Source organism: Pseudomonas sp. IT-P218 (genome assembly GCF_949767605.1).
GTDB lineage: Bacteria > Pseudomonadota > Gammaproteobacteria > Pseudomonadales > Pseudomonadaceae > Aquipseudomonas > Aquipseudomonas putida_AE.
In genome coordinates this window covers 290,458-314,297 of record NZ_CATKQQ010000044.1, presented here as the reverse complement: position 1 = coordinate 314,297, position 23,840 = coordinate 290,458, and the positions used below count along the sequence as shown (strand labels likewise).

The following is a 23,840-nucleotide window of genomic DNA, read 5'->3' as shown; positions in this document are numbered from 1 at the left end:
TAAGCTACTAAATCCCGCATAAACCCTTGAACATGCGAACCTGCATCAGCATCCGTGCCAGGACAATTTTGGTCGTCCGGATGACGCTCTGTACCTCCGAGCGCCTCCACTCCAGGACGGTAGAACTACTGGTTATCGCGCTGCTCTGGTCATGTGCCCGAACCAAAGGCGTCAAGTCGCAGGGGGTCGGAGTCACTGTAGTTTGAATTATTATCCAGCGCTCTTACTATATATGTACAAGGTCTGACACTGTCTTCGGTTACGAAGCCCTGCAAATCAAGATCTAAATGATCTGTCGAGCCTAATAGGCTGGCGTCTCGACGAATTTCATATTTTACGACCTTGACGTTGTCAGTTGAACTGTTCCACACCAGGTAATCTTTGCCCCCCATGGAGAGTACTTTAAGGTTGGTTGGCTTGCTGGGGGCTCCTCCGTCGAGTGTGCGTGTAAACAGGAATTCAGAGTTGGTAAAGTTTCCAGCGGCATCCAATGCGCGAATTTGCTGAGCGTATGTCGTAGATCCGTCGAGGCCTCTGTCGAAAAAAGAAGTGCTGGTAACTCTGTCGATCGGGTCGCCGTTGCGGAGAACGTCATAGCCAGTAACTTTAACGTTATCAGTAGAAGCCTCCCACTGCAGATTAATAGAGTTGGCCGTAACTGCAGTTGCTTTAAGGTTGTTCGGTTTGGAGGGAGCAATCCCTTCTGGCGTGGTGATATCGAGTGGATCGGAGTTGGTTTCGTTTCCTCCATAATCGAATGCCTGAACGATGTATCTGTAGTTCGTAAGTGGGGTAAGGGAACGGTCAACATATGAAGTTGCGGAGGTCGTGTCGATTGGTGTGGTGTTGCGGTAGATTTTATAGCCGGCTATGTCGCCGTTATCAGTTGACGGAGTCCAATTCAGGGTGGTGGAGCGGGCCAGGATTTCGGATGCTGTAAGGTTGCCAGGTTTGCTGGGGGGGGTAGTGTCTGTATTTCTGACTTTGATTTCGGAAGGGTTGCCGTCTCCAGAGTTAAAGTGAGCCACTACTTTATAATGGTATTCCCTGCCGGGCGTTAGCTCATGGAATGTATGTTCATTGTTTTCAATTTTGAAAGCATATCCATCGATAAATAAATTGTAGTATTCAACCTGCTCGCTATCCTCTGGGTTACTCCAGACTAACGTTGTCGAGGTATCTGTCACCTCGCGAGCCCGAAAATTCAAGGTGGTGCTTTTATGAGCGGCCAACGCCCTTGCTCGCGTGGCGCTGATGCATCGGTCGACTACGCCTGTTGATGCAAAAAAATCAATGTTGATCATGTTGCCTTTAGTTGGCGTTCTATAACGACCAGACCCAATGCTGCTAAAGAAATAGTCCCAATGTATTTCGTTCGGTGTAAAGCGGGTGGGTCCTCCTATTGGAGTGTAGCCAGCAGCAAGCATCGACCATAGCTGATTCTTTGGTGGGTCGGCCATGATTTCAATCATATGGTTTTTTAGTGTGGTCGGTGTATTAGTGTTTTGGCTGTTCCAGGTCTGATAAACTTTCCCCCAAAGATACAGTCTCGATGGTTGCCAATCATCCCAGGCAATAATAATATTCCTGCCAGGGTGTTGCTGCCGGATTTGCCCGATCGTCAAGCCGCGTGCGGCCCATGGAATACAACGATCACTGAGAGCTGCTTCTAGCATGTCTTTGACGCGGTTGACCGCGTCGGGGAGAACCTTTTCATGAAAATCCATTATCACGATTTCTAAAGGATTTTGTATTGCAAATTGACGAACTTCTTGAATGCAGTTTTGCAAATAGCGCCTGGCATGGTACCTCTCGTGTTGAAATCTAAACTCTTGAATAGTGCCCACGTGATCTATGTGTCTGTAAACTCTTAAGTCCAGAACTCGCATGCCGCCTTGTAGTTGATTGGTGAATGTTTTATCTTGACAGGCGCCCCATCGAACACCTGGAAATTCTGACCCTTCCTTGTCCACGCCAGCATTATGGGCCTCTGGCAGTATCAGTTCGTGTATTTTCAGAAGTTCTATGAGTGGGCCACTATCTGTCATCCATCGGCTGTAATTTGTCGAGGCTTCATTGTGTCGGAATTCCAAGTGGTGACGAACGACGTGGAGTGAGTGTTCATTTAGAGTGCCGTCGGTACTTATCATCAAGATCATTGTGATCTTGGTGTTGTCACCAAGCTTGGAAAGTTGCTCAAGCGGTAGTTCGCAGGTGAATGCTGTTTCGTCTGTCGAAACGCCAATGGATACTGCTTCGGCCAGGGTTAGAAAGCCAGGATATCCATTGGCGTAAGTGCATTCACAATGCAGCCATAGCTTTGTTTTGCTATTGAAGCCAGTCAGCGACTGGACGTTGATAGTTGGGCCCTTCACCAAGTGGTTGTAGATTAAAACATCGTTTGCTGTGTCAGATACGGTAAGACGGGGTAGAAAGTTATCTGAAAGGTCAACGTCGGAGGTTTGGCTCTGCTGCTGAATGGTCATATTGGTCACCGCTCAAATGTAGGCGGGAATAAGTGGAGCACAAGTAGCGTCGTTTGAGACCTATCAGTTCTGATAGGCGGTCAAAGTCCTGATAATGATTTAGTATCCAAAGTTTTTTAGGCGGATTTTAGTGTTATCGATTTCCCTGATCGCCAAGGTCGCGCGCAACAGCCTGCAAGTCGCCCGAGGCGATGACGTGCCCGAAATCAATGTGATTGGCGTCACCCGTCCTGGGGTCGCCGGCCGCCCTTTCGACCATTACATCGAGCGAACGAGGTAATGATGGGACTTCATGAGCGCTTTTGAGCAGTTCGGTAATCCCGCACATGACCGTACTGGAATACCTCTGCCTGGCTAAATTGCATCACCTCGGTCCGTAGTGAACCGAGGCAGGTGAATCACCTCAAACCTTGAACCGCCCCACCAGCATCTGCAAATGCGTCCCCAGGCGCGCCAGCTCAATGCTGGACGCCGCCGTCTCTTCACTTGCTGCGGACGTCTGATCCGACACATCACGCACGTTCAGCACGCTGCGGTTGATCTCTTCGGCCACAGCGCTCTGCTGTTCGGCGGCGGCGGCAATCTGCTGGTTCATTGCCTGGATCGCCGACACCGTGCGGGTGATGTTCTCCAGTGAGCCGCCGGCGCGACGGGTCAGTTCCACGCTGCTGTCGGTCAGGGCGCGACTGTTGTCCATGATGGTCGCCACTTGCTGGGTGCCGTTTTGCAGGCCGACGATCAGCTCTTCGATTTCTTCGGTGGATTTCTGCGTGCGTTGCGCCAGGCTGCGCACTTCATCGGCGACCACGGCAAAACCTCGCCCGGCCTCGCCGGCACGGGCCGCTTCGATGGCCGCGTTGAGCGCCAGCAGGTTGGTTTGCTGGGCGACGGACTTGATCACGTCGAGCACGCTGCCGATCTTGTCGCTTTCGCGCTTGAGTTCGCCCATGGCTTCGGTGGAGTGTCCCACTTCCTTGGCCAGGCGCTCGATCTGTGCGATGGCTTCACCCACCACCTTGTCGCCTTCGCGGGCCTGTTGATCGGCGGCGACGGCGGCCTCTGAGGCTTCCTCGGCGTTACGCGCGACTTCTTGCACCGTGGCGGTCATTTCATTCATGGCGGTGGCCACCTGGTCGGTCTCGACCTTCTGGCTGGTGACGCCGGCGCTGGTTTGCTCGGTGACGGCTGACAGCTCTTCGGCGGCGCTGGCAATTTGCGTAACGCCGTCGCTGATGCCGCCGATCAGTTCACGCAAGCCCTGGGTCATGCGCTGGATGGCCCGTTGCAGTTGGCCAAGTTCGTCCTGGCGCTGGGAGAGCAGGTTGTGAGTCAGGTCGCCGGCAGCGATGCGCTCGGCCGCCTTGAGGGTCTGGTTCAGCGGAATCACGATCTGCCGAGTGATGGCCCAGGCCGCAAACAAGCCAAAGACCAGCGCCAGGACGGTGGCCAGCAGCAGCATGTTCTTGGCGTGCGCTACGTCGGTATCGCGTACCAGGGTTTGCGAGACGGTGAGCTTGTTGCTGACCTCGAGCAGGATCTCGCCCTGGGCGGCCATGCGTTTGAAGGCGTCGGCGCTGGCGGTCTGGGAATCGCGGTACTGGCTGACCGCGGCGCGGTAGGCCTTGAGCGAGTCGGTCGCTTGCTGCAGGTTGCCGATGTGTTGTTCCGGCAGCTGCGACGGCAGGCTTTGCAGGTATTTCAGGGCGTTGTCGATGGCGTCCAGCGCCGGCTGCTCGGCCTCGGCCTTGCCGCTGTAGGTGTAGCCACGCACTTGGAAGCGCGCTTGCTGGATCAGTTTGCTCAGGTCGATCACGCTGTTGAACTGCGCCACGCTGTCGCCTTGCAGCATGGCTTTTTCCACTTCGGCCACTTTGGCCACGGCATTGTCGGCGGTGGAGCCCAGTTTGCTGCGGGCGTCTTCGCGGCTAACGCCGGCCTGGGTCATGGCGGCGAAGGCTTGTTTGTATTGGCTGACAGCGGCCAGTTGCTGGTCGATCATGGCCACGTCGGCGGGTTGCTCGATCATCTTGCGAGCCGCTTGCAGGCTGGTGTCGAGCTTGCCCAGCAAATCACTGACGGCGCCGGGGCCTTGTTCGCCGCGACGCATTTCGTAATCCAGGCGGGCGATGCGCAGGTCCTTGGTCATCCCGTTGATCTCGGAGATGAACCCCAGCCCATCACCGCGACGGGTGACGTCGCTCAGGCCGGTCCAGCCGGTGAAGGTGATCAGCATCGTAAGCAGCAGCACAAGACCGAAGCCGACGCCCAGCTTGCGGTTTACGCTCACGTTACCCAGTTTATCGGCCAGCCATTGGTACATGCTGCAACTCCCTTGGACCACACATTGGTTTCATGGGAGGTGTATCGGCAGAGGCGCTGGGTTCTGTAGGCGCTGCCCGATGGGCGGATAGATGATGAGCCTGTGGGAGCGTCTGGATTTAGAAGAGTCGTGCCAGCAGTGCCGTGACGGCAGTTTCCACGCGCAGGATGCGCTCGCCCAATTGCACCGGTTGCAGGCCGGATTTGCCCAGCAAGTCGATCTCGTAGGGGATCCAGCCACCTTCCGGGCCGATGGCCAGGGTCACCGGCTCGGTCAGGGCGCGGGGGCAGGGCGGGTATTGGCCCGGATGGCCAACCAGGCCGAGGGTGCCCTCGGTGATGGCGGGCAGGCGATCTTCGACGAACGGTTTGAAGCGCTTCTCGATCACCACTTGCGGCAAGACACTGTCCCTGGCCTGTTCGAGGCCAAGGATCAATTGCTCGCGAATGGCCTCAGGCTCCAGGAACGGCGTCTGCCAGAAGCTCTTCTCGACGCGGTAGCTGTTCACCAGCACGATTCGTGGAACACCCATGGCCGCAACGGTCTGGAACACCCTGCGGAGCATCTTGGGCCGTGGCAGGGCCAGGACCAGGGTCAGCGGTAGCTTGGCGGGCGGTGGCTGGTCGAGGGTGACGCGCAGTTCCGCCTCGCTGGCGTCCAGGCGCAGGACCTCGGCCGAGCCCATCAGGCCACCGATACGGCCGACACGCATGCTGTCACCGACTTCACAGCGGTGGACTTCCTGCATGTGGGTCAACCGGCGATCACGCAGCACGACCCGGTCGGCCGCAATGAAGTCGGCCTCTTCAAGGAGCAGCAGGTTCACGGTTGGGTCGCTGGCGGCTGGTCGTTGTGATCGTCGACAGGCTGGTCGTCCGGGTGTTCGCCACGCTTGCTGATCAGGCTGCCAAACAGGATGCCGATCTCGAACAGCAGCCACATCGGTACGGCCAGCAGGGTCTGCGAGAAAATGTCCGGCGGGGTCAGGATCATGCCGACCACGAAGCAGCCGATGATCACATACGGGCGGATTTTCTTCAGGTACTTGACGTCGACCACGCCGATCCACACCAGCAGCACCACGGCCACCGGGATCTCGAACGCCACGCCGAAGGCGAAGAACAGCGTCATGACGAAATCGAGGTAGCTGGTGATGTCGGTCATCATTTCCACGCCGGCCGGGGTGGCGGCGGCGAAGAACTTGAAGATCAGCGGGAACACCAGGAAATAGGCGAACGCCATGCCGGCGTAGAACAGCACGATGCTCGAGCACAGCAAGGGCACGGCGATGCGCTTCTCGTGCTTGTACAGGCCCGGTGCGATGAAACCCCAGATCTGGTGCAGGATCACCGGGATCGCCAGGAACAGCGACACCATCATGGTCAGCTTCAGTGGCGTCAGGAACGGCGACGACACATCGGTGGCAATCATCGTCGCGCCGGCGGGCAGGTACGCGCGCAGTGGTGTCGAGACGAAGGTGTAGATCTGCTGGGTGAATGCAAACAACCCGGCGAAGATGATGAAGATCGCCGCTACGCAGCGCAGCAGGCGGGTACGCAACTCGGTGAGGTGCGAAACCAGCGGCATGTGCTGGTCGTTTTCAGGAAGATCGCTCATGGGGCTCGCGGCGGCAGTGTTGGGTCATGAGGGGCCGGCGCAACGGGCGCAGCCGCGGGTGCAACGGGCGCGACCGGCGTCGCTGCGACAGGTGCAGCTTGCACAGGCGCAGATTCAACGGCAGGCGCATCAACCGTCTGCGTCGCCACAGGCTCGACGGGCGTCGGCTGCTGCTGGGTCGGCGAGAAGATCTTTCGGGCCTCCTGTTCAAGCGACAGGATGTGCTCGTTGTGCAGTTGCCGACGAATCTCGTCGGCACCGATTTCACGTTCAACTTCCTGTTTGATCGCATTGAAGCTGCGCTTGAGGCGCCCAACCCACAGGCCGGCGGTGCGCGCAGCGCCCGGCAGGCGCTCGGGACCCAGCACGAGCAGGGCGACGAGGCCGACGAGCAGCAGTTCAGAGAAGCTGATACCAAACATTAGTCAGTGCTCACACGTCTTTGCGGATCGGCTCTTCGACTTTCTGCGCCTGCACGTCGATGGTGTGCGGCTGGTTCACCGAAGCCTGAGGCTGTACCGGCGGCACCGGTTGGGCCGGGGTCACGGTGGGCTCGGCGGGTTTTTCGTCGTCGTTCATGGCTTTCTTGAAGCCCTTGATCGACTCGCCAACGTCGGTGCCGAGGTTTTTCAGTTTCTTGGTGCCGAACACCAGAACCACGACGACCAGGATGACGACCCAGTGTTTCCAGTCAAAAATGCCCATGCTGCTGCTCCTCTCTAATCGTTATTCAGGCGGACGGGCGCGAGGCTTTCTCGGCGTGTCCGGACAGACCGAAGCGACGGTCCAGTTCATCGAGTACAGCCTGGGGATGCTGCCCCAACTGGGCGAGCATGACCATACTGTGGAACCACAAATCGGCGGTTTCGTAGATGACATCGCTGCAGTCGCCGCTGATGGCGGCGTCCTTGGCGGCTATGATGGTCTCGACCGACTCTTCGCCGACTTTTTCCAGAATCTTGTTCAAGCCCTTGTGGTACAGGCTGGCGACGTACGAGCTGTCGGCGGCGGCGCCTTTGCGCTCTTCCAGCACCTGGGCCAGACGGGTCAACGTGTCACTCATGTTTGTGTCCTGCGCTATAGATGGCGTGCGGATCTTTCAGTACCGGGTCGACGGTTGTCCAGTCGCCGTTCTCATAGACGCGGTAGAAGCAGCTCTGGCGGCCGGTATGACAGGCGATGTCGCCGACCTGCTCGACCATCAGGATGATCACGTCGGCGTCGCAGTCCAGGCGCATCTCATGCAGGGTCTGCACGTGGCCGGACTCTTCGCCCTTGCGCCACAGCTTGCCACGCGAGCGCGACCAGTAGATGGCGCGGTTCTCGGCTGCTGTCAGCTGCAGTGCTTCGCGGTTCATCCAGGCCATCATCAGGACGCGCCCGGTCTTGTGGTCCTGGGCAATCGCCGGCACCAGGCCGTCGGCATCCCATTTGATCTCGTCCAGCCAGTTGTTCATCTTCAGTTCCTGAAGCAGCTTTAAGCTTAAAGCTTCAAGCTGCTAGTAAAAGCCAGTGCGCTTCGGTCTTTCGTAATGTGTAACACACGTATCTACAGGGTGAATCAAACGTGAGTGCTATGAACATCGCTTGAGGCTTGCAGCTTATAACTTGCAGCTCAATCCTGCTATCGACGAACGACCAGATACAAGCCGACGGCCATCATGATGCCCGCCGGCCAGTAGGCCAGATCGTTCAGCGGCCCACCCGCGGCGAGGATCGCGCCACCGGCCAAATGCGCTGTGCCGAGCAGGCGCAGGAACCAGTCGTCGCGGCGACGGTGCCAGGGTGGCGGCGGGTCGTAGGCGTGCGGCTGGGACATGCGTTCGAGCAGGTCGCGGGCCATGTTGGCCAGGTGCGGCAGTTGCTCGAACTGGCTCTGCACGTTGCCGAGCAGGGCTTTGGGGCTGACGCGTTCGCGCATCCAACGTTCGAGGAAGGGTTGCGCGGTGTTCCACAGGTCGAGGTCCGGGTACAGCTGACGGCCCAGGCCTTCGATGTTCAGCAGGGTTTTCTGCAGCAGGACAAGCTGCGGCTGCACTTCCATGTTGAAGCGGCGCGCCGTCTGGAACAGGCGCATCAGCACCTGGCCGAATGAAATATCTTTTAACGGTTTTTCGAAGATCGGTTCGCAAACTGTCCGGATTGCCGCTTCGAATTCGTTGAGTTTGGTTTCCGCCGGCACCCAGCCTGAATCAATGTGCAGCTGTGCCACACGCCGGTAATCACGCTTGAAGAAGGCGAACAGGTTGCGCGCCAGGTAATCCTGGTCTTCCGGGGTCAGGCTGCCGACGATGCCGCAGTCGATCGCAATGTACTGCGGGCTCCACGGATTGACGGTGCTGACGAAGATGTTGCCGGGGTGCATGTCGGCATGGAAAAAGCTGTCGCGGAACACCTGGGTGAAGAAGATCTCCACGCCGCGTTCGGCGAGCATTTTCATGTCGGTGCGCTGGTCGGCCAGGGTCGCGAGGTCAGTGACCTGGATGCCGTAGATGCGCTCCATCACCAGCACTTTCGGCCGGCACCAGTCCCAATAGACTTGTGGCACGTACAGCAGTGGCGAACCGTCGAAGTTGCGCTTCAGCTGGCTGGCGTTGGCTGCTTCGCGCAGCAGGTCGAGCTCATCGTAGATGGTTTTTTCGTAGTCCTGGACCACATCTACCGGGTGCAGCAGGCGCGCATCGGCCGAGAGTTTTTCGGCGGCGCGGGCGAGGATGAACAGCCACGCCAGGTCCTGGGCAATCACCGGCTTGAGGCCCGGGCGGATCACCTTGACCACCACTTCTTCGCCGGCTTTCAGCTGCGCGGCGTGCACCTGGGCCACCGACGCCGAGGCCAGCGGTTCGACGTCGAAGCGGCTGAACACTTCACTGATTTTCTTGCCCAGCTGTTCTTCGATCAGCTTGACCGACAGCTGCGAGTCGAACGGCGGCACGCGGTCCTGCAACATCATCAGCTCGTCGGCGATGTCTTCCGGCAGCAGGTCGCGGCGGGTGGACAGGATCTGCCCGAACTTGATGAAGATCGGTCCCAGGTCCTGCAACGCCAGGCGCAAGCGCGCGCCACGGCTCAGCTCCAGCGTCTTGCGCGGGAACCAGCGCCACGGCAGGGCATAACGCAGGGCCCGCAGAAACCAGGGCAGCGGCAGGGCGAACAGCAGGTCATCGAGGCGGTAGCGGATCACGACGCGCTGGATGCGCAACAAACGGCGGACGGCAAGCAGCTTCATGCGTTATCGCTTGGGTCGAGGGATCGGGAAAGGCGCTCGAAACGCGCCTCGAGACGTTCCAGATCGAGTTTGATCTGGTCCAGTTCACTGAAACGGGCTTCGGCTTCGCGCTGACCGACAAGGGTGCGCGACTCTTCGGCCAGGTATTCGCCCAGGTTCTGGCCCAGGCTGGCGAACCCTTGCTGATACCAGCGGGCACGACTGCGCAGGTGACCGCCGAGCAGTTGCGTGGCGACCGGCCCCAGCCAGCGCGAGAGTTCGTACTCCCAGTCCAGCTCCAGGTCCTGAAGGATCGCCGCCAGTTCCAGCAGCACGCCGCTGTCGCCGTCGAGTTCGACTTCAGGGCTGTGCAGGATCGCAGTCTTGTCCTTGCTCATGGCCAGTTTCAGCAGGCTCGAAGCCGGTGCACGCAGGGTGCAGTCGGCGCCGGTTTCCCACTGGGAGGCGAGCATCAGGCCTTCGTCGCTGGGCAGGATGAACACCTGCAACGCCGGGCTGCGGCAATCGACGGCAATCACCCTGCCGCTCAAATGCGCCAGCCGCGGCAGCGCCGTGCTGTCGAGACGCAGCACCCGGTTCAGGCCGAGTTCTACGCTGGCGAGCAGGCCGGCGAGCAGCATCAGGGCTTGATGCCGCGGTGCAGGGCGACGATGCCTGCGGTCATGTTGTGATAGGTCACGCGGTCGAAACCGGCCTCGACCATCATCGACTTCAGGGTTTCCTGGTTCGGGTGCATGCGGATCGATTCGGCCAGGTAGCGGTAGCTTTCCGAGTCGTTGGTGATCAGCTTGCCCATCAGCGGCATGAAGGCGAACGAGTAGGCGTCGTAGGCCTTGGACATCAGCGCATTGGTCGGCTTGGAGAATTCCAGCACCAGCAGGCGACCGCCTGGCTTGAGCACGCGCAGCATGGAGCGCAGGGCATCTTCCTTGTGCGTCACGTTGCGCAGGCCGAAGGCGATGGTCACGCAGTCGAAATGGTTGTCCGGGAACGGCAGTTTTTCCGCATCGGCCTGGACGAATTCGACGTTGCCGGCCACACCCAGGTCCAGCAGGCGATCACGACCGACCTTGAGCATGGATTCGTTGATGTCGGCCAGCACTACCTGGCCGGTCGGGCCCACGAGGTGCGAGAATTTGCGGGTCAGGTCGCCCGTGCCGCCGGCGATGTCCAGCACCCGGTTGCCGATGCGCACGCCCGACAGTTCGATCGCGAAACGCTTCCACAGACGGTGCATGCCGCCCGACAGGAGGTCGTTCATCAGGTCGTACTTGGCGGCTACCGAGTGGAAAACCTCAGCGACTTTTTCCGCTTTCTGGCTTTCCGGAACGTTTTTGAAGCCGAAGTGAGTGGTGGGTTCGGCGTCGTTGCCTTTGCGCTGATCAGTCATATCGCTGTCACCAAAAGAGAATGCGCGACATTCTAATCCCCAAGGCATGCTTTGTCTTGGCAAGGCTGAAGGTAAGATGGGCAACCATCGGGACGTTTTGACGCAGCAGAGGTCAAGATGCCTCGGGAAAGCATTCATAAAGCAGGAGTCATTCGATGGCCCATATTAGTGTTGAACGGGCCCACGGCCTGGGTAAGGAAGCGGCGCGCGAGAAGGCCGACAAGCTGGCGCAGAAACTTCACGATCAGTATGGCCTGGAGCCGCAGTGGTCGGGTGACACCCTGAATCTCAAGCGTTCGGGTGTGAAAGGTGCGGTGCATGTCACCGATGATTCGATCAAGGTCGATGTGGAACTGGGCCTGATGATGTCGGCCATGAGCGGCATGATCAAAGCGGAAATCGAGAAGGCGCTGGATAAAGCCCTCGTCTGATTCCCAAGTCGAACCACATCCCCTGTGGGAGCCAGCCTGCTGGCGATAGCGGCGCATCAGTCAACATTGATGTTGATGGATAAATCGCTATCGCCAGCAGGCTGGCTCCCACATTTGTTTTGAGGTGCGCCTGAGCTTTCATGTCAGTTGTTAGGGTGCCGTTTCTAATTTTTCTCCCTACTTTGTGCCTGAGCCCGACACTTTCGCGGGCAGTTCCTCAAACCTTCTGCGCGTGAGGTGCACCATGGCCAAAGTAATTTTGAAGAAAAAAATCGACGCATCGGCGACCGCTGTGCGTGACGTCAAATCCTATGCACGCCGGATTTGGCTGGCAGGCCTGGGTGCCTACACCAAGGTCGGCCAAGAAGGTAGCGAGTACTTTCAAGAGTTGATCAAGGCTGGGCAAGCAGTTGAAACCAAAGGCAAAAAAGTAGTTGCCGAGAAGCTTGAAGCGGCCAATGCCGAGATCGATGAAGCCAAGACTGAAGTCAGCACTTTCAAAGGCAAGGTCGAAGTTCAGCTCGACAAAGTCGAGAGAGTGTTTGACTCGCGTGTCGCAAGTACCTTGAATCGTATCGGCATTCCGTCTAAACATGACGTTGAGACACTCTCTGCCAAGCTCGATGAGCTGACGGCACTGCTCGAACGCGTCGCGCGTAAATCTTAAGGAGAACGGGATGGCTGGTAAAAAGAACACCGAAAAAGAAGGCAGCTCGTGGATCGGGAAAGTCGAAGACTACTCCCGCAAAATCTGGCTGGCTGGTTTAGGCGTGTACTCGAAGATCGACACTGACGGCAGCAAACTCTTCGACTCACTGGTTAAAGACGGCGAGAAAGCCGAGAAGCTGACCAAGAACGCTGTTGGCAAAACTGTCGACGCCGCCAAGGACTCCGCTTCTTCGGCCAAGTCGCGCATCAGCGGCGTGAAAGATCGCGCAATGGGCAAATGGGATGAGCTGGAAGGGGCTTTCGACAAGCGCCTGAACAGCGCCATTTCGCGTCTGGGCGTACCAAGCCGCAATGAAGTCAAGGCGCTGCACAGCAAGGTCGATACCCTGACCAAGCAAATCGAAAAACTCACCGGTGCCAAGGTTGCGCCTGTTGCGGCGAAAACCGCGGCAGCCAAGCCGGCCGCCAAAACCGCAGCCAAGCCATTGGCCAAGCCTGCGGCTAAAACCGCTGCCGCCAAACCTGCTGCAAAAACTGCCGCTGCCAAGCCAGCCGCCGCCAAACCAGCGGCCAAACCGGCAGCCGCTAAAACCGCCGCCAAGCCTGCAGCGAAAACCGCTGCCGCCAAACCGGCAGCCAAGCCAGCGGCAAAACCTGCTGCTGCGAAGAAACCAGCAGCGAAAAAACCGGCCGCTCCCAAAGCTGCCGCACCCAAACCAGCAGTGGCTGCCGCCAAACCGGCAACCCCGGTAACGCCGGCAAGCACCTCGAACTCCGCTACCGCGCCGACCCCTGCTGTGACCCCGACTGCCGCGCCAGCTCCATCGACGCCAACCAGTCAGTCCTGATTCCAGGGCTCAAAAAAACGCCCGGCCTGCCAAGGTCGGGCGTTTTTGTTTGTGCAGATTCCCTGAGCACCACAGGCCTCACATTTGTTAGTCGTGATCTTCCAGGTACTGCATCGCCATCTGCTCGGTCGCCGCCTTGATCGACGGCAACAAATGCGGCGCCACCAGCATCATGATCTGGTAGACCACCAATCGCACTTCGCCTTCGCGGCCGAGAATCCGCTGGTAGTCCAGTGAGAACAGCAGCGTCAGGGTGATTTGCTCCACCAGTTGCCCCAGCGCCTGGGTGTCGCTGACCAGCTGCCCCAAGGCCTTCAACCGGGCCAGCAATGACGCCAGGGTGCGCTTGAGTGCATTGAGCAGGTTGCGAATGCCCTTGGCCAGTTTCGGCAGGCGCCCGGCCAGGTTCGACAGGTCCTGGAACAGAAAGCGATAGTGGGACAGGCGTTCGACGATCAGGTGCAGGAACAGCCAGTAATCCTCGGGGGCCAGTTCGACGTCGGCCGGTGGGTCGAGCAACGGCGACAGTTCGGCCTGGAAACGTTCGAACAGGCCGAGAATCAGTGGTTCCTTGCCGTGGAAGTGGTAGTACAGGTTGCCCGGGCTGATGCCCATTTCGTTGGCGACTTCCATGGTGGAAACATTCGGTTCGCCCTTCTCGTTGAACAATTGCAGGGCACATTCGAGGATCCGGTCGCGGGTTTTCATCCAGTCTTCTTATGATCGGGTCATGCCACGGCCGGCAGGGGCCGTGGTCGTTGAACATCAGCGCACGCGCACGTAGGTTCCGGGCGCCGCTTCCATCGGTGGATAATTCTGGTTGCCGAGGGCCATGTGGGTTTCTTTCTGCGCGCCCGAGCGCTCCTGAATCCAGCTCAGCCATTGCGTCCACCAGCTACCGGCGACGGGCTTGGCGTCGTAGTACCAGGCCCTGGGGTCGCTGCTCAGTTTTGTGCCTTCGACGTAGTTGGCTTTCGGATTGTTCGGCGGGTTGAGAATGCTCTGTATATGACCGCTGTTGGACAGGACGAAGCGGCGCTCTCCACCGAGCAGCAGGGTCGAGCGATACACGGCGTCCCACGGTGTGATGTGGTCGTTGATGCCGGCCACGCTGAAACTGTCGACATTGACCTTCTGCAAATCGATCGGGGTGCCGCACACTTCCAGGCCACCGGGATGGCTCAGCGGGTTGTGCTTGAAGAAGTCCAGCAAGTCACCATGCAGGGCGGCCGGCAGGCGTGTGTTGTCGTTGTTCCAGTAGAGAATGTCGAACGCCGGCGGCTCCTTGCCCATCAGGTAGTTGTTGACGAAGTAGCTCCAGATCAAATCGTTGGGACGCATCCAGGCGAACACCTTGGCCATGTCGCGGCCGTCCAGGACGCCTTTCTGGTAGGAGCGGCGCTTGGCGGCTTCCAGGGTCTGTTCGTCGGCGAAGAGCGTGGCCGGGCTGTCCAGTTGACTGTCGAGCAGACTCACCAGGTAGGTCGCGCTGGAAACGCGGCGCAGCTGGCGCTTGGCTTGCAAGTGACCCTGCAAAGCGGCAATGGTCAGCCCGCCAGCGCAGGCGCCCATCAGGTTGACTTCGCGCGCGCCGGTGATCGCCCGGCACACGTTCATGGCGTCTTCCACTGCTTCAACGTAAGTCGACAGGCCCCATTCGCGGTGCCGCACATCCGGATTGCGCCAGCTGATCACGAAGGTCTGCAGGCCGTTCTTGAGCGCGTACTGGACGAAGCTGTTGTGCGGGCTGAGGTCGAAAATGTAGTACTTGTTGATCTGTGGCGGCACCACCAGCAGCGGTTTCGAATACTGCTTTTCGCTCATCGGCTTGTATTGGATCAGCTCCAGCAGTTCGTTGCGAAACACCACGGCGCCGGTGGTGGAGGCGACGGTCTTGCCGACCTCGAATGCGTGCTTGGTGACCTGCCGGGGCAACCCGTCGTTGTGCAGGAGGTCATCGACCAGATGGCCGATCCCGCGCACCAGGCTGTTGCCGCCGGAGTTGAAAATTTCCTTGATCGCCAGGGGATTGAGCAGGCTGTTGGACGGCGACACGGCATCGTTGAGCAGGGCGAACGCGAAGTGCGCGCGGGCGCGATCGTCCGGGTTCATGTTGCTGTCGTCGATCCAGCTTTTGACCTGCTTCTGCCAGCTCAGGTAGGCCTGCAGGCTGCGACGGTAAAAGGGGTTGAGGCTCCACGCCGGATCGTCGAAACGACGGTCTTGCGGGTTGGTCGGGTGCAGGGTGTCGCCCAGCAGCACGCGGCCCAGTTGACCGCCCAGTTTCAAGGCGTGTCGAGCGGTGTGCACGGGGTTGCGCAGGCCATGGGCGGCCACACTGCGCAAAGTCGAAACCAGATCGCGGCCGCGCAGGCCGGTAATCGCACTTTGTGCGTTGATGAACGCGGCGGGAGTGGGTAGTGACTCCCTCGCAGTTTTATCGCGCATGACTCAACACTCCTTCGTCTTCCAGGCCAAATACAAAACACCGAACCAGAACACCATAGACGCTGTAACGGGTTGTTGCGCGGTGCGATGTGCCGCCGCCCCCTCTTTCCTATACAAAAAATGGGCCGATCAGCTCAGTGGCGCCGGATGCGGGTGCATCACTGCACGCAGGCGCTCCTCCTCGAGGAACTTCATGATGATGGGTGCCACCGCTTCGGCCCGGGTAATCAGGAACAGATGGCCGTCATCGATAATGTGCAACTGGGCATTGGGAATCCGCCAGGCGAGCAAGCGCATGTTGATCAGCGGGATCAGCGGATCGTCGTCGCCGGCCAGGACCAGGGTCGGCTGATTGATCTTGTGCAGCCAGTGGATGCTGGTCCAGCCGAAGCCGGCGAATAGTTGCCAGTAGTAACCGAGCTTGCCTGCCGAACGGACCTTCGCTGCATGGCTCGCGGCCAGCGTCGGGTCGCGACGGAACGCGCCGCCGTAGATCATCGGCGCAATGCGGATCACATGGGAGGGCTGGATGTAGCGCCGTGGGCTGGCCATCATCCACAAGACTTTCGGCTTGCCCGGCACCATCACCGCGCCCGCTGCCGTCGCTGCCAGGACAAGCTTCTTGCAACGCTCCGGATAGTCAAAGGCGAACTGTTGCGCAAGCGCACCACCCCAGGACACGCCGATCACATTGACTTGCCCGTAATCGAGGTAGTCGAGCATGCGTGCCGTGAGTTTCGCCAGGCTTGGAAAGCGATAGGGAAGATTCGGCGTCGACGAACCGCCGACACCGGGTACGTCGAAGGCGATGACTTCCAGGTCCGGGTCCAGCGCTGCGACGAATGGAAACACCAGCTCCAGGTTGGCGCCGATGCCGTTGAAAATCAGCAAGGGCGTCAAGTGAGGCTTGCCGGGGCGCACCGCCGTGCGGAGGGTCTGGCCATCCAGGTCGACGGTGCGGAATATGAACGGTTGCGGCATGCTTCTGGCCCTGTGGGTGGATCTTGGTTCCTGACACACATCCTGTAGGAGCCGGCTTGCTGGCGATGCGATCACCGCGGTTTGCCAGTCTCACCGTGGTGATGCAATCGCCAGCAAGCCGGCTCCTACAGGTTTGTGGGTTTAACGCTCGTGTACGTAAGTGCCTGGCGCCGCCTCGCCTGCCGGGTAAGCCTTGCTGCCCAGCTTTACCGGGGACTTTTTCAGCTCGCCCGAGCGCTGGGCCTGCCAGGCCTGCCAGTGCAGCCACCAGGAATCGGTGTGCTTGGTGGCATTCTGTTGCCATTCATCGGCACTGCTCGCCGGTTCGGTGCTGGTCATGTAGCGGGATTTCGGATTACCCGGCGGATTCAGGATGCTCTGGATATGTCCGCTGCTCGACAGCACGAATTCAACATTGCCGCCGAACAGTTGCGACGACTTGTAGCAGGACCGCCACGGGGTGATGTGGTCGTTGGTGCCGGCCAGGGAAAAGATGTCGGCCGTCACTTGCTTGAGGTCGATGGCGGTACCGCACACTTCCAGTGCATTCGGGCGAATCAGTGGGTTGTTTTTGAACAGCTCGATCAGGTCGCCGTGGAACGCGGCGGGCAACCGGGTGGTGTCGTTGTTCCAGAACAGGATGTCGAACACCGGCGGTTCGTTGCCCAGCAGGTAATTGTTGACCCAGTAGTTCCAGATCAGGTCGTTGGGACGCATCCAGGCGAAGACTTTCGCCATGTCGCGGCCTTCCAGTACGCCGGCCTGGTACGAGTGGCGCTTGGCGGCTTCGAGGGTCTGCTCATTGACGAACAGGGCAACGTCGCTGTCCAGGGTGGTGTCCAGCACGCTCACCAGCAAGGTCAGGGCATTGACCTTGTTCTCGCCGATCGCCGCGTAGTGGCCCAGCAGCGCGGTGCAGGTGATGCCGCCGGAGCAGGCCCCGAGCATGTTCACGTCTTTGCTGCCGGTGATCGCAGTGACGACGTCAACCGCTTCCTTGAGGGCTTCGATGTAGGTCGACAGGCCCCACTCGCGCTGTTCCTTGGTCGGGTTGCGCCAGCTGACGATGAAGGTCTGCATGTTGTTGCGCAGGCAGAACCGCGCCAGGCTCTTGTCCGGGCTCAGGTCGAACACGTAGAACTTGTTGATCTGCGGCGGCACCACCAGCAATGGTCGCTCGTGTACCTGCTCGGTGATCGGCTTGTACTGGATCAGTTCCAGTACATCGTTGCGGAATACTACCGCGCCTTCGGTCACGCCCAGGCTCTTGCCGACTTCGAACGCACCCATGTTGACCTGGCTCGGCATGCCGCCGTTGTGCACCAGATCCTTGGCCAGGTGCGAGAGACCATCGAGCAGGCTCTTGCCGCCGGTTTCGAAAAAGCGTTTGACTGCCGCCGGGTTGGCCGCGGTGTTGGTCGGCGCCATGGCTTCGGTCATGAGGTTGATCACGAAGTGCCCGCGCGCCACATCGCTGGGGCTGAGGGTGCTCTCGTCGATCCAGGCGTGGAGCTCCTTGCGCCACGCCAGGTAGGTTTGCAAATAACGTTTGTAGAGCGGGTTCTGACTCCAGGCCGGATCGGCGAAGCGACGGTCATCGCTGGTCGGTTGCAGCCCGGATTTGCCAAACAGCACGTTCTTGAGTTCAAGACCAAAATGCGCGACATGCTTGACGCTGTGCACCGGTTGCCTGATGGCCTGCCTGAGCACCATTCGAGCAGAAGCCAGTAGATCCTTTCCACGCAGCCCAACGACAGGATTGAGCCCCAAGGTGTTCTCCGAGGCTTGATACTTCAACTCATCGTTACTCTTGTCACTCATCTACGACGCTCCATTGCCCTGAGACGAGTACCTTGGTCCTGCTGTGTAGTCACACAGCAACGGCCAGGTACTACTGCTCGGGTGACGTTAATTCTGCATCACTGCTTTTTAGTTCAGAGAGCACTGCAGGGAACTTGCCAATCCATTGGTTACCCGAGTTTAATTTTTTTCGCAAGCGGGCCAAGCGTCGGCCCTGAAGCCGAGCATTCAAACAGATGAAATTAGAAAATGCCCTCTAAAGAGCAAGAGGCTCGGGCTAGAGCATCAGCTTGACGACGGATTCGTTCGGGTCGCGGGTTTTTCCTGCGGCTTTGAGCTCGGCAAGATAATCCTCCCAGAGCGCGTCATGACGTCGCCCCAGTTCGTAGAGGTATTCCCAGGTGAACAGGCCGCTGTCGTGGCCATCGTCGAAGGTCAGTTTCAGTGCGTACTGACCGGCCGGTTCTATCTTGCTCAGTCCTACGTTGATCTTGCCAAATTGCAGGATGGGTTTGCCGTGGCCCTGGACCTCGGCGGAAGGGGAGTGCACGCGCAGGAATTCGGCGGGCAGGGTGTATTCCTCGCCGGACGCGTATTTGAGCGTGAGGGTTTTCGAGGCTTTGTGCAGCTTGATGTCGGTGGGGAGTTGGGTCATGAGCGCCGTTCCGTTTTGGATGGAACCCTGTAGGAGCAAGCTTGCTCGCGATGGACGTTAACGATAACGCGTTTTCTCTGAAGAAACGCGTCGCTCTCAAGTTCATCGCGAGCAAGCTCGCTCCTACAAGTATGACTTACAGGATATAACGGGACAGGTCTTCGTTCTGTGCCAATTCGCCCAGGTGGCTGTTGACGTAGTCGGCGTCGATCTGGATCACCTTGTCGTCATGCACGCTGGCCAGGTCGCCGGCACTGAAAGACACTTCTTCCAGCAGGCGTTCAAGCAAGGTGTGCAGGCGACGGGCACCGATGTTTTCGGTTTTCTCGTTGACCTGCCAGGCGATCTCGGCGATGCGCTTGATGCCGCTCGGCAGGAACTCGATACCCAGGCCTTCGGTTTTCAGCAGCGCGCAATATTGTTCGGTGAGCGAGGCATGCGGTTCGCTGAGGATGCGCTCGAAATCTTCAGGGCTCAGGGCCTTGAGTTCGACGCGGATCGGCAGTCGGCCTTGCAGCTCGGGCACCAGGTCGCTCGGCTTGCTCAGATGGAACGCACCGGAGGCGATGAACAGGATGTGGTCGGTCTTGACCATGCCCAGCTTGGTGTTGACGGTGCAGCCTTCGATCAGCGGCAGCAGGTCGCGCTGCACGCCTTCACGGGACACATCGACGCCGCCGGAATTACCACGCTTGGCGACCTTGTCGATTTCGTCGATGAACACGATGCCGTGCTGCTCGACCGCTTCCAGGGCCTTGGCCTTCAACTCTTCATCGTTGACCAGGCGGCCGGCTTCTTCGTCGCGCACCAGCTTGAGCGCTTCCTTGACCTTGAGCTTGCGGGCTTTTTTCTTGCCCTTGCCCATGTTGGCAAACAGGCTTTGCAGCTGGTTGGTCATTTCTTCCATGCCCGGTGGCGCGGAAATATCGACGCCGGCCATTTCGGCGACTTCGATCTCGATCTCCTTGTCATCCAGCTGGCCTTCACGCAGGCGCTTGCGGAACAGCTGGCGGGTGTTGGAATCGGCAGACGGGGTATCGTCGTTGCTGAAGCCCATGCGTGCCGGTGGCAGCAGGGCATCAAGGATGCGCTCTTCGGCGGCGTCTTCGGCGCGGTGGCGAACCTTGACGATTTCCTGCTCGCGCAGCAGCTTGATCGCGGCATCGGCCAGGTCACGAATGATCGATTCGACGTCGCGGCCGACATAGCCGACTTCGGTAAACTTGGTCGCTTCGACCTTGATGAACGGCGCGTTGGCCAGTTTGGCCAGGCGACGGGCGATCTCGGTTTTACCGACACCGGTCGGGCCGATCATCAGGATGTTCTTTGGCGTTACTTCAACGCGCAGCTCTTCTGGCAGCTGCATGCGGCGCCAGCGGTTGCGCAGGGCAATGGCGACGGCGCGCTTGGCATCGTCCTGGCCGATGATGTGGCGATTGAGTTCGTGGACGATTTCACGGGGAGTCATGGACATAATATTCAAAGGACCTCAAGCAAGAATGAGCCGTGGCACGGGGCCGAATCAGGCTTGCTCGGCGCAGTCCTGCTCCTCAATGGTCTGGGTGTGGTTGGTGAATACACAGATGTCGCCGGCAATGCCGAGGGCGGTTTCGACGATTTCCCGGGCCGACAGGTCGGTTTTTTTCAGCAGTGCGCTGGCGGCCGCCTGGGCGTAGGCGCCACCGGAACCCATGGCGATCAGGCCGTTTTCAGGCTCGACCACGTCGCCGTTGCCGGTGATGATCAGGGAGGCGTCTTTGTTGGCGACCGCGAGCATGGCTTCCAGGCGGCTCAGGGTGCGGTCGGTGCGCCATTCCTTGGCGAGCTCGACAGCGGCGCGTACCAGGTGACCCTGGTGCTTTTCAAGCTGGCCCTCGAAGCGTTCGAAGAGGGTAAAGGCGTCAGCGGTGGCGCCGGCAAAACCGGCAATGACCTGGCCGTGGTACAGGCGACGAACTTTTTTCGCGTTGCCTTTCATCACGGTATTGCCAAGGGAAACCTGGCCGTCGCCGCCCATGACGACTTTGCCGTGGCGGCGAACTGAAACGATGGTGGTCAAGGGAAGAGTCTCCACGCTGCGGGGCGAAAATGCCTTATGCCCATTCATATGGGGGTGGTGGAGTGGATTTCAACTGTGGGGCGCGGGAGGGGACGGGCGGTGTTTGTCAAACGGGGACATGTGGTGTTGTACATGATGCCATCGCCAGCAGGCTGGCTCCCACAGAGGGCTGCGCCAACCCTGTGGGAGCCAGCCTGCTGGCGATGAACGATGATGCGGTGTTTCTGACGGAATCAGCGACTCTGGCGTTGTTGTAACAACAAATTGCTGAAGCCTGCGCCCGCCAATTGTTTCTGCGCAGTGGTCAGTTGCTCTCGATTGCTGAACGGTCCAACCAGCACCCGATACCAGGTCTCGTCCTTCACCGTGCCGGATTCAACCGCCACAGCCTGCCCCAGCAGAATGATCTGCGCGCGAACCTTGTCCGCATCAGTCTCTTTGCGGAAGGAGCCCGCCTGCAGGAAAAACTTCGTCACCGGCGCAGCCTTGACCGGTGGCGCAGGTGGCGGAGTAATTCCGGACAAAGCAGCCTGGGCGCGCGCCGTATCGATCTTCGCCGCTTCCGCCGGTGTAACCGGTGTCGTCGGAATCGCAGGCACTTGCGGCGTCGGCAGGGTTTTCTCCGGTACGGCGTCCGGCGGCACGATGACTTCCGATTCCGGCAGCAAAGTGTAGAAGTCGTATTTCGGCTTCACCGGTTGCGTCGGGCTCGGCGGGGTCTTGTTGGCCTCGGCGATCTTGGTGGCTTTCTGTTGCTGTTCCACCTTCTCGCGCTTGACCGTGTCGCTGCCCTTGCCCGGCTCCAGTTTCATCAGGAACACGATGAATGCACCGACCGTCAGGCCGATGGCCATCCACAGCCAACCCGGGATCGGTTGCTTCGCTGGAGCTTGGTAACGGCTGGCGCCACGCTTGGGTGCAGGTTTTTTCTTGGCAGCCAACTTACATACGCTCCAGAGTTTCCAGGCCCAAGAGTTCCAGGCCTTGCTTGAGAGTGCGACCGGTCAGCGCGGCGAGGCGCAGGCGGCTCTGCATTTGCGCCGGGGTGTCGGCGGCGAGGATCGGGCAGTTCTCGTAGAAGCTGGAGAACAGGCCGGCGACGTCATACAGGTAGGTGCAGAGGATGTGCGGCGTGCCTTTCTCGGCCACATTGTTCAGCACTTCGCCAAACTGCGCGAGTTTTGCCGCCAGTTCGTGTTCGTGCGCTGCTTCGAGCACGATCTGGCCTTCGACTTCGCTGAAGTCCTTGCCGAGTTTGCGGAACACGCCAGCCACGCGGGTGTAGGCGTACAGCAGGTAGGGCGCGGTATTGCCTTCGAAGTTCAGCATCAGGTCGAAGTTGAAGCTGTAGTCGCTGGTGCGGTGCTTGGACAGGTCGGCGTATTTCACCGCCCCTATGCCCACAACCCTGGCGATGTTGCGCAGCTCTGCTTCAGCCAGTTGAGGGTTCTTGTCCTTGACCAGGGTGTAGGCGCGTTCCTGGGCTTCGGTCAGCAGGTCGATCAGCTTCACGGTGCCGCCATCACGGGTCTTGAACGGACGGCCGTCAGCGCCGTTCATGGTGCCGAAGCCCATGTGTTCCATTTCCATCGGATGGGTCACGAAACCGGCCTTGCGGGCCACGGCGAACACCTGCTGGAAGTGCAGGGCCTGACGCTGGTCGACGAAGTACAGCGCGCGGTCGGCCTTGAGCTTGCCGCTGCGGTAGCGCACGGCAGCCAGGTCGGTGGTGGCATAGAGGTAGCCGCCGTCGGCCTTGACGATGATCACCGGCAGCGGGTCGCCATCGGCGTTCTTGAACTCGTCGAGGAACACGCACAGGGCGCCGTTGCTCTCGACCAGCATGCCGGCGGCCTTGAGGTCGTTGACCACGTTGATCAGGTCGTCGTTGTAGGCGCTTTCGCCCATCACGTCGGCCATGGTCAGCTTGACGTTCAGCAGTTCGTAGATCTTCTGGCAGTGGGACAGCGAGATGTCCTTGAACTTGGTCCACAGTGCCAGGCAATCGGCATCGCCGGCCTGCAACTTGACCACCAGGCCACGGGCGCGGTCGGCGAATTCTTCGGATTCATCGAAGCGTTGCTTGGCGGCGCGGTAGAAGTTTTCCAGGTCCGACAGCTCGTCGCTGGTGATCGGGTTTTCCTGCAGGTACGCCATCAGCATGCCGAACTGGGTGCCCCAGTCGCCGACGTGGTTCTGTCGGATCACTTCGTCGCCGAGGAATTCGAGCACGCGGGCCACGCCGTCGCCAATGATGGTCGAGCGCAAGTGGCCGACGTGCATTTCTTTGGCCAGGTTAGGGGCCGACAGGTCGACCACGGTGCGCTGGACCGGGCCGGCCTTGCGCACGCCGATGTTGGCGTCGGCCAGGGCGGCGTCCAGGCGCGAAGCCAGGGCGTCGGTGTTCTGGAAGAAGTTCAGGAAGCCTGGACCTGCGATTTCGGCCTTGGAGACGTTTTCGTCAGCTGGCAGCGCGGCAATGATTTTTTCCGCCAGGTCGCGCGGCTTCATGCCGGCCGGTTTGGCCAGCATCATGGCGATGTTGCTGGCGAAGTCGCCGTTCTTCTTGTCGCGGGAGTTCTCCACCTGGATCGCCGGCGACAGGCCTTCAGGCAACACACCTTCGTTGACGAGTTGGGTGATGGCTTGTTGGATCAGCTGGCGAATGGTGTCTTTCATGGTCTTCTCTTTCGACCGCTGGCGCGGCGGCGCATCGTGCGCTGGTGGAAAAACTGGGCATTATCCGTTGCCGGGGCGGGCTTGCCAACCTTAGCAGGCAGGTTGTGGATATGTGGTAACAATTAGGCCCCCTTCGCGAGCAAGCCCGCTCCCACAATGAATCTGCGGTGTTCATACCTTATGTGTCAGGCACAAAACCCATGTGGGAGCGGGCTTGCTCGCGAATGC

At 59.5% G+C, this 23,840-nt stretch carries 24 protein-coding genes and 1 pseudogene; 4 read left to right on the top strand and 21 right to left on the bottom strand.

Translation table 11 applies throughout. The features are described 5' to 3' along the window. Positions 1-149: 149 nt before the first annotated feature. Positions 150-2,486 (bottom strand): phosphatidylinositol-specific phospholipase C domain-containing protein, encoded by a 2,337-nt coding sequence (locus ACM6I6_RS21805; RefSeq protein WP_414920695.1) that lies wholly within the window; start codon positions 2,484-2,486, stop codon positions 150-152. Positions 2,487-2,616: 130 nt separating this feature from the next. Between ACM6I6_RS21805 and ACM6I6_RS21800 the strand changes: the two genes are divergently transcribed. Beyond that, positions 2,617-2,766 carry a hypothetical protein gene (locus tag ACM6I6_RS21800; RefSeq protein ID WP_406592835.1) on the top strand — a complete coding sequence of 50 codons (150 nt, stop codon included), beginning with the start codon at positions 2,617-2,619 and terminating at the stop codon, positions 2,764-2,766. Between the two features lie 123 nt (positions 2,767-2,889). On the opposite strand, the gene ACM6I6_RS21795 is transcribed toward ACM6I6_RS21800, so the two are convergent. The 11 genes and pseudogenes from ACM6I6_RS21795 to ubiE all read right to left on the bottom strand — a co-directional run bounded on the left by ACM6I6_RS21795 (position 2,890) and on the right by ubiE (position 11,042). Beyond that, complete coding sequence (locus ACM6I6_RS21795) at positions 2,890-3,603, bottom strand: methyl-accepting chemotaxis protein (protein ID WP_414920731.1); 714 nt, start codon at positions 3,601-3,603, stop codon at positions 2,890-2,892. Between the two features lie 141 nt (positions 3,604-3,744). Further along, positions 3,745-4,719: pseudogene (locus ACM6I6_RS21790) on the bottom strand (methyl-accepting chemotaxis protein); the annotation flags it as partial. Positions 4,720-4,924: 205 nt separating this feature from the next. Continuing rightward, positions 4,925-5,632, bottom strand: a complete 708-nt coding sequence (locus tag ACM6I6_RS21785) for a 16S rRNA (uracil(1498)-N(3))-methyltransferase (RefSeq protein ID WP_274076118.1) — start codon at positions 5,630-5,632, stop codon at positions 4,925-4,927. Further along, positions 5,629-6,423 carry a twin-arginine translocase subunit TatC gene (gene tatC, locus ACM6I6_RS21780; RefSeq protein WP_274076117.1) on the bottom strand — a complete coding sequence of 265 codons (795 nt, stop codon included), beginning with the start codon at positions 6,421-6,423 and terminating at the stop codon, positions 5,629-5,631. Before tatC ends, ACM6I6_RS21785 begins: the two co-directional genes overlap by 4 nt. After that, positions 6,420-6,845: a Sec-independent protein translocase protein TatB gene (tatB, locus tag ACM6I6_RS21775; RefSeq protein ID WP_274076116.1), complete on the bottom strand. Its 426-nt coding sequence runs from the start codon at positions 6,843-6,845 to the stop codon at positions 6,420-6,422. The genes tatC and tatB overlap by 4 nt, the downstream gene beginning before the upstream one ends. 10 nt (positions 6,846-6,855) lie before the next feature. Further along, on the bottom strand, positions 6,856-7,128 hold the full coding sequence (locus ACM6I6_RS21770) for a twin-arginine translocase TatA/TatE family subunit (RefSeq protein ID WP_046816938.1): 273 nt from the start codon (positions 7,126-7,128) through the stop codon (positions 6,856-6,858). 25 nt (positions 7,129-7,153) lie between these two features. Beyond that, positions 7,154-7,486: a phosphoribosyl-ATP diphosphatase gene (locus ACM6I6_RS21765; RefSeq protein WP_007899279.1), complete on the bottom strand. Its 333-nt coding sequence runs from the start codon at positions 7,484-7,486 to the stop codon at positions 7,154-7,156. After that, complete coding sequence (gene hisI / locus ACM6I6_RS21760) at positions 7,479-7,880, bottom strand: phosphoribosyl-AMP cyclohydrolase (RefSeq protein WP_406592837.1); 402 nt, start codon at positions 7,878-7,880, stop codon at positions 7,479-7,481. The genes ACM6I6_RS21765 and hisI overlap by 8 nt, the downstream gene beginning before the upstream one ends. 167 nt (positions 7,881-8,047) lie before the next feature. After that, positions 8,048-9,652: a ubiquinone biosynthesis regulatory protein kinase UbiB gene (gene ubiB / locus ACM6I6_RS21755; protein ID WP_414920694.1), complete on the bottom strand. Its 1,605-nt coding sequence runs from the start codon at positions 9,650-9,652 to the stop codon at positions 8,048-8,050. Continuing rightward, a complete protein-coding gene (locus ACM6I6_RS21750; protein ID WP_323606491.1) occupies positions 9,649-10,272 on the bottom strand; it encodes an SCP2 domain-containing protein in 624 nt (207 codons plus the stop codon). The genes ubiB and ACM6I6_RS21750 overlap by 4 nt, the downstream gene beginning before the upstream one ends. Next, positions 10,272-11,042 (bottom strand): bifunctional demethylmenaquinone methyltransferase/2-methoxy-6-polyprenyl-1,4-benzoquinol methylase UbiE, encoded by a 771-nt coding sequence (gene ubiE, locus ACM6I6_RS21745; protein WP_414920693.1) that lies wholly within the window; start codon positions 11,040-11,042, stop codon positions 10,272-10,274. The genes ACM6I6_RS21750 and ubiE overlap by 1 nt, the downstream gene beginning before the upstream one ends. A gap of 155 nt (positions 11,043-11,197) precedes the next feature. On the opposite strand from ubiE, the gene ACM6I6_RS21740 reads away from it, so the two are divergent. The 3 genes from ACM6I6_RS21740 (at position 11,198) to ACM6I6_RS21730 (ending at position 12,990) form a co-directional block, all read left to right on the top strand. After that, complete coding sequence (locus ACM6I6_RS21740) at positions 11,198-11,473, top strand: polyhydroxyalkanoic acid system family protein (protein ID WP_274076111.1); 276 nt, start codon at positions 11,198-11,200, stop codon at positions 11,471-11,473. 244 nt (positions 11,474-11,717) lie between these two features. Next, complete coding sequence (locus ACM6I6_RS21735) at positions 11,718-12,140, top strand: phasin family protein (RefSeq protein ID WP_274076110.1); 423 nt, start codon at positions 11,718-11,720, stop codon at positions 12,138-12,140. Positions 12,141-12,150: 10 nt separating this feature from the next. Further along, on the top strand, positions 12,151-12,990 hold the full coding sequence (locus ACM6I6_RS21730; RefSeq protein WP_274076109.1) for a phasin family protein: 840 nt from the start codon (positions 12,151-12,153) through the stop codon (positions 12,988-12,990). A gap of 87 nt (positions 12,991-13,077) precedes the next feature. Here the strand turns inward: ACM6I6_RS21730 and ACM6I6_RS21725 are convergent, their stop codons facing one another. From ACM6I6_RS21725 to argS, 9 genes are all read right to left on the bottom strand, one after another. Next, positions 13,078-13,698 carry a TetR/AcrR family transcriptional regulator gene (locus ACM6I6_RS21725; RefSeq protein ID WP_274076108.1) on the bottom strand — a complete coding sequence of 207 codons (621 nt, stop codon included), beginning with the start codon at positions 13,696-13,698 and terminating at the stop codon, positions 13,078-13,080. 57 nt (positions 13,699-13,755) lie between these two features. Beyond that, positions 13,756-15,438 (bottom strand): class II poly(R)-hydroxyalkanoic acid synthase, encoded by a 1,683-nt coding sequence (gene phaC, locus ACM6I6_RS21720; protein WP_414920692.1) that lies wholly within the window; start codon positions 15,436-15,438, stop codon positions 13,756-13,758. A 129-nt stretch (positions 15,439-15,567) separates the two neighbouring features. Continuing rightward, positions 15,568-16,419: a poly(3-hydroxyalkanoate) depolymerase gene (gene phaZ / locus ACM6I6_RS21715; RefSeq protein WP_274076106.1), complete on the bottom strand. Its 852-nt coding sequence runs from the start codon at positions 16,417-16,419 to the stop codon at positions 15,568-15,570. 141 nt (positions 16,420-16,560) lie between these two features. Continuing rightward, the gene (gene phaC, locus ACM6I6_RS21710; protein ID WP_274076105.1) at positions 16,561-18,240 is read right to left on the bottom strand and encodes a class II poly(R)-hydroxyalkanoic acid synthase; all 1,680 of its coding nucleotides are present in this window, start codon (positions 18,238-18,240) and stop codon (positions 16,561-16,563) included. A gap of 256 nt (positions 18,241-18,496) precedes the next feature. Beyond that, a complete protein-coding gene (locus tag ACM6I6_RS21705) occupies positions 18,497-18,874 on the bottom strand; it encodes a gamma-butyrobetaine hydroxylase-like domain-containing protein (protein WP_046816950.1) in 378 nt (125 codons plus the stop codon). 136 nt (positions 18,875-19,010) lie between these two features. Further along, positions 19,011-20,348 (bottom strand): HslU--HslV peptidase ATPase subunit, encoded by a 1,338-nt coding sequence (gene hslU / locus ACM6I6_RS21700; RefSeq protein WP_274076104.1) that lies wholly within the window; start codon positions 20,346-20,348, stop codon positions 19,011-19,013. Positions 20,349-20,396: 48 nt separating this feature from the next. Continuing rightward, on the bottom strand, positions 20,397-20,933 hold the full coding sequence (hslV, locus tag ACM6I6_RS21695) for an ATP-dependent protease subunit HslV (RefSeq protein ID WP_274076103.1): 537 nt from the start codon (positions 20,931-20,933) through the stop codon (positions 20,397-20,399). A gap of 233 nt (positions 20,934-21,166) precedes the next feature. Continuing rightward, positions 21,167-21,874 carry an SPOR domain-containing protein gene (locus ACM6I6_RS21690; protein ID WP_046816952.1) on the bottom strand — a complete coding sequence of 236 codons (708 nt, stop codon included), beginning with the start codon at positions 21,872-21,874 and terminating at the stop codon, positions 21,167-21,169. Position 21,875: 1 nt separating this feature from the next. Next, a complete protein-coding gene (gene argS / locus ACM6I6_RS21685; protein ID WP_414920691.1) occupies positions 21,876-23,612 on the bottom strand; it encodes an arginine--tRNA ligase in 1,737 nt (578 codons plus the stop codon). Positions 23,613-23,840 lie beyond the last annotated feature (228 nt).

What these genes read in the sequence shown, in the direction of transcription:
- ACM6I6_RS21750 (WP_323606491.1), bottom strand. Translation starts at nt 10,272, where the DNA reads ATGCTGCTCGCCGGCCTGCTCGCCAGCGTAGAACTCGGCCTGAACCGG.
- ACM6I6_RS21705 (WP_046816950.1), bottom strand. Translation starts at nt 18,874, where the DNA reads ATGACCCAACTCCCCACCGACATCAAGCTGCACAAAGCCTCGAAAACC.
- ACM6I6_RS21795 (WP_414920731.1), bottom strand. Translation starts at nt 3,603, where the DNA reads ATGAATGAAATGACCGCCACGGTGCAAGAAGTCGCGCGTAACGCCGAG.
- phaC (WP_414920692.1), bottom strand. Translation starts at nt 15,438, where the DNA reads ATGCGCGATAAAACTGCGAGGGAGTCACTACCCACTCCCGCCGCGTTC.
- tatB (WP_274076116.1), bottom strand. Translation starts at nt 6,845, where the DNA reads ATGTTTGGTATCAGCTTCTCTGAACTGCTGCTCGTCGGCCTCGTCGCC.
- hslU (WP_274076104.1), bottom strand. Translation starts at nt 20,348, where the DNA reads ATGTCCATGACTCCCCGTGAAATCGTCCACGAACTCAATCGCCACATC.
- ACM6I6_RS21725 (WP_274076108.1), bottom strand. Translation starts at nt 13,698, where the DNA reads ATGAAAACCCGCGACCGGATCCTCGAATGTGCCCTGCAATTGTTCAAC.
- tatC (WP_274076117.1), bottom strand. Translation starts at nt 6,423, where the DNA reads ATGAGCGATCTTCCTGAAAACGACCAGCACATGCCGCTGGTTTCGCAC.
- hisI (WP_406592837.1), bottom strand. Translation starts at nt 7,880, where the DNA reads ATGAACAACTGGCTGGACGAGATCAAATGGGATGCCGACGGCCTGGTG.
- phaC (WP_274076105.1), bottom strand. Translation starts at nt 18,240, where the DNA reads ATGAGTGACAAGAGTAACGATGAGTTGAAGTATCAAGCCTCGGAGAAC.
- ACM6I6_RS21805 (WP_414920695.1), bottom strand. Translation starts at nt 2,486, where the DNA reads ATGACCATTCAGCAGCAGAGCCAAACCTCCGACGTTGACCTTTCAGAT.
- ACM6I6_RS21735 (WP_274076110.1), top strand. Translation starts at nt 11,718, where the DNA reads ATGGCCAAAGTAATTTTGAAGAAAAAAATCGACGCATCGGCGACCGCT.
- phaZ (WP_274076106.1), bottom strand. Translation starts at nt 16,419, where the DNA reads ATGCCGCAACCGTTCATATTCCGCACCGTCGACCTGGATGGCCAGACC.
- ubiE (WP_414920693.1), bottom strand. Translation starts at nt 11,042, where the DNA reads ATGACTGATCAGCGCAAAGGCAACGACGCCGAACCCACCACTCACTTC.
- ubiB (WP_414920694.1), bottom strand. Translation starts at nt 9,652, where the DNA reads ATGAAGCTGCTTGCCGTCCGCCGTTTGTTGCGCATCCAGCGCGTCGTG.
- argS (WP_414920691.1), bottom strand. Translation starts at nt 23,612, where the DNA reads ATGAAAGACACCATTCGCCAGCTGATCCAACAAGCCATCACCCAACTC.
- ACM6I6_RS21730 (WP_274076109.1), top strand. Translation starts at nt 12,151, where the DNA reads ATGGCTGGTAAAAAGAACACCGAAAAAGAAGGCAGCTCGTGGATCGGG.
- ACM6I6_RS21765 (WP_007899279.1), bottom strand. Translation starts at nt 7,486, where the DNA reads ATGAGTGACACGTTGACCCGTCTGGCCCAGGTGCTGGAAGAGCGCAAA.
- ACM6I6_RS21740 (WP_274076111.1), top strand. Translation starts at nt 11,198, where the DNA reads ATGGCCCATATTAGTGTTGAACGGGCCCACGGCCTGGGTAAGGAAGCG.
- ACM6I6_RS21770 (WP_046816938.1), bottom strand. Translation starts at nt 7,128, where the DNA reads ATGGGCATTTTTGACTGGAAACACTGGGTCGTCATCCTGGTCGTCGTG.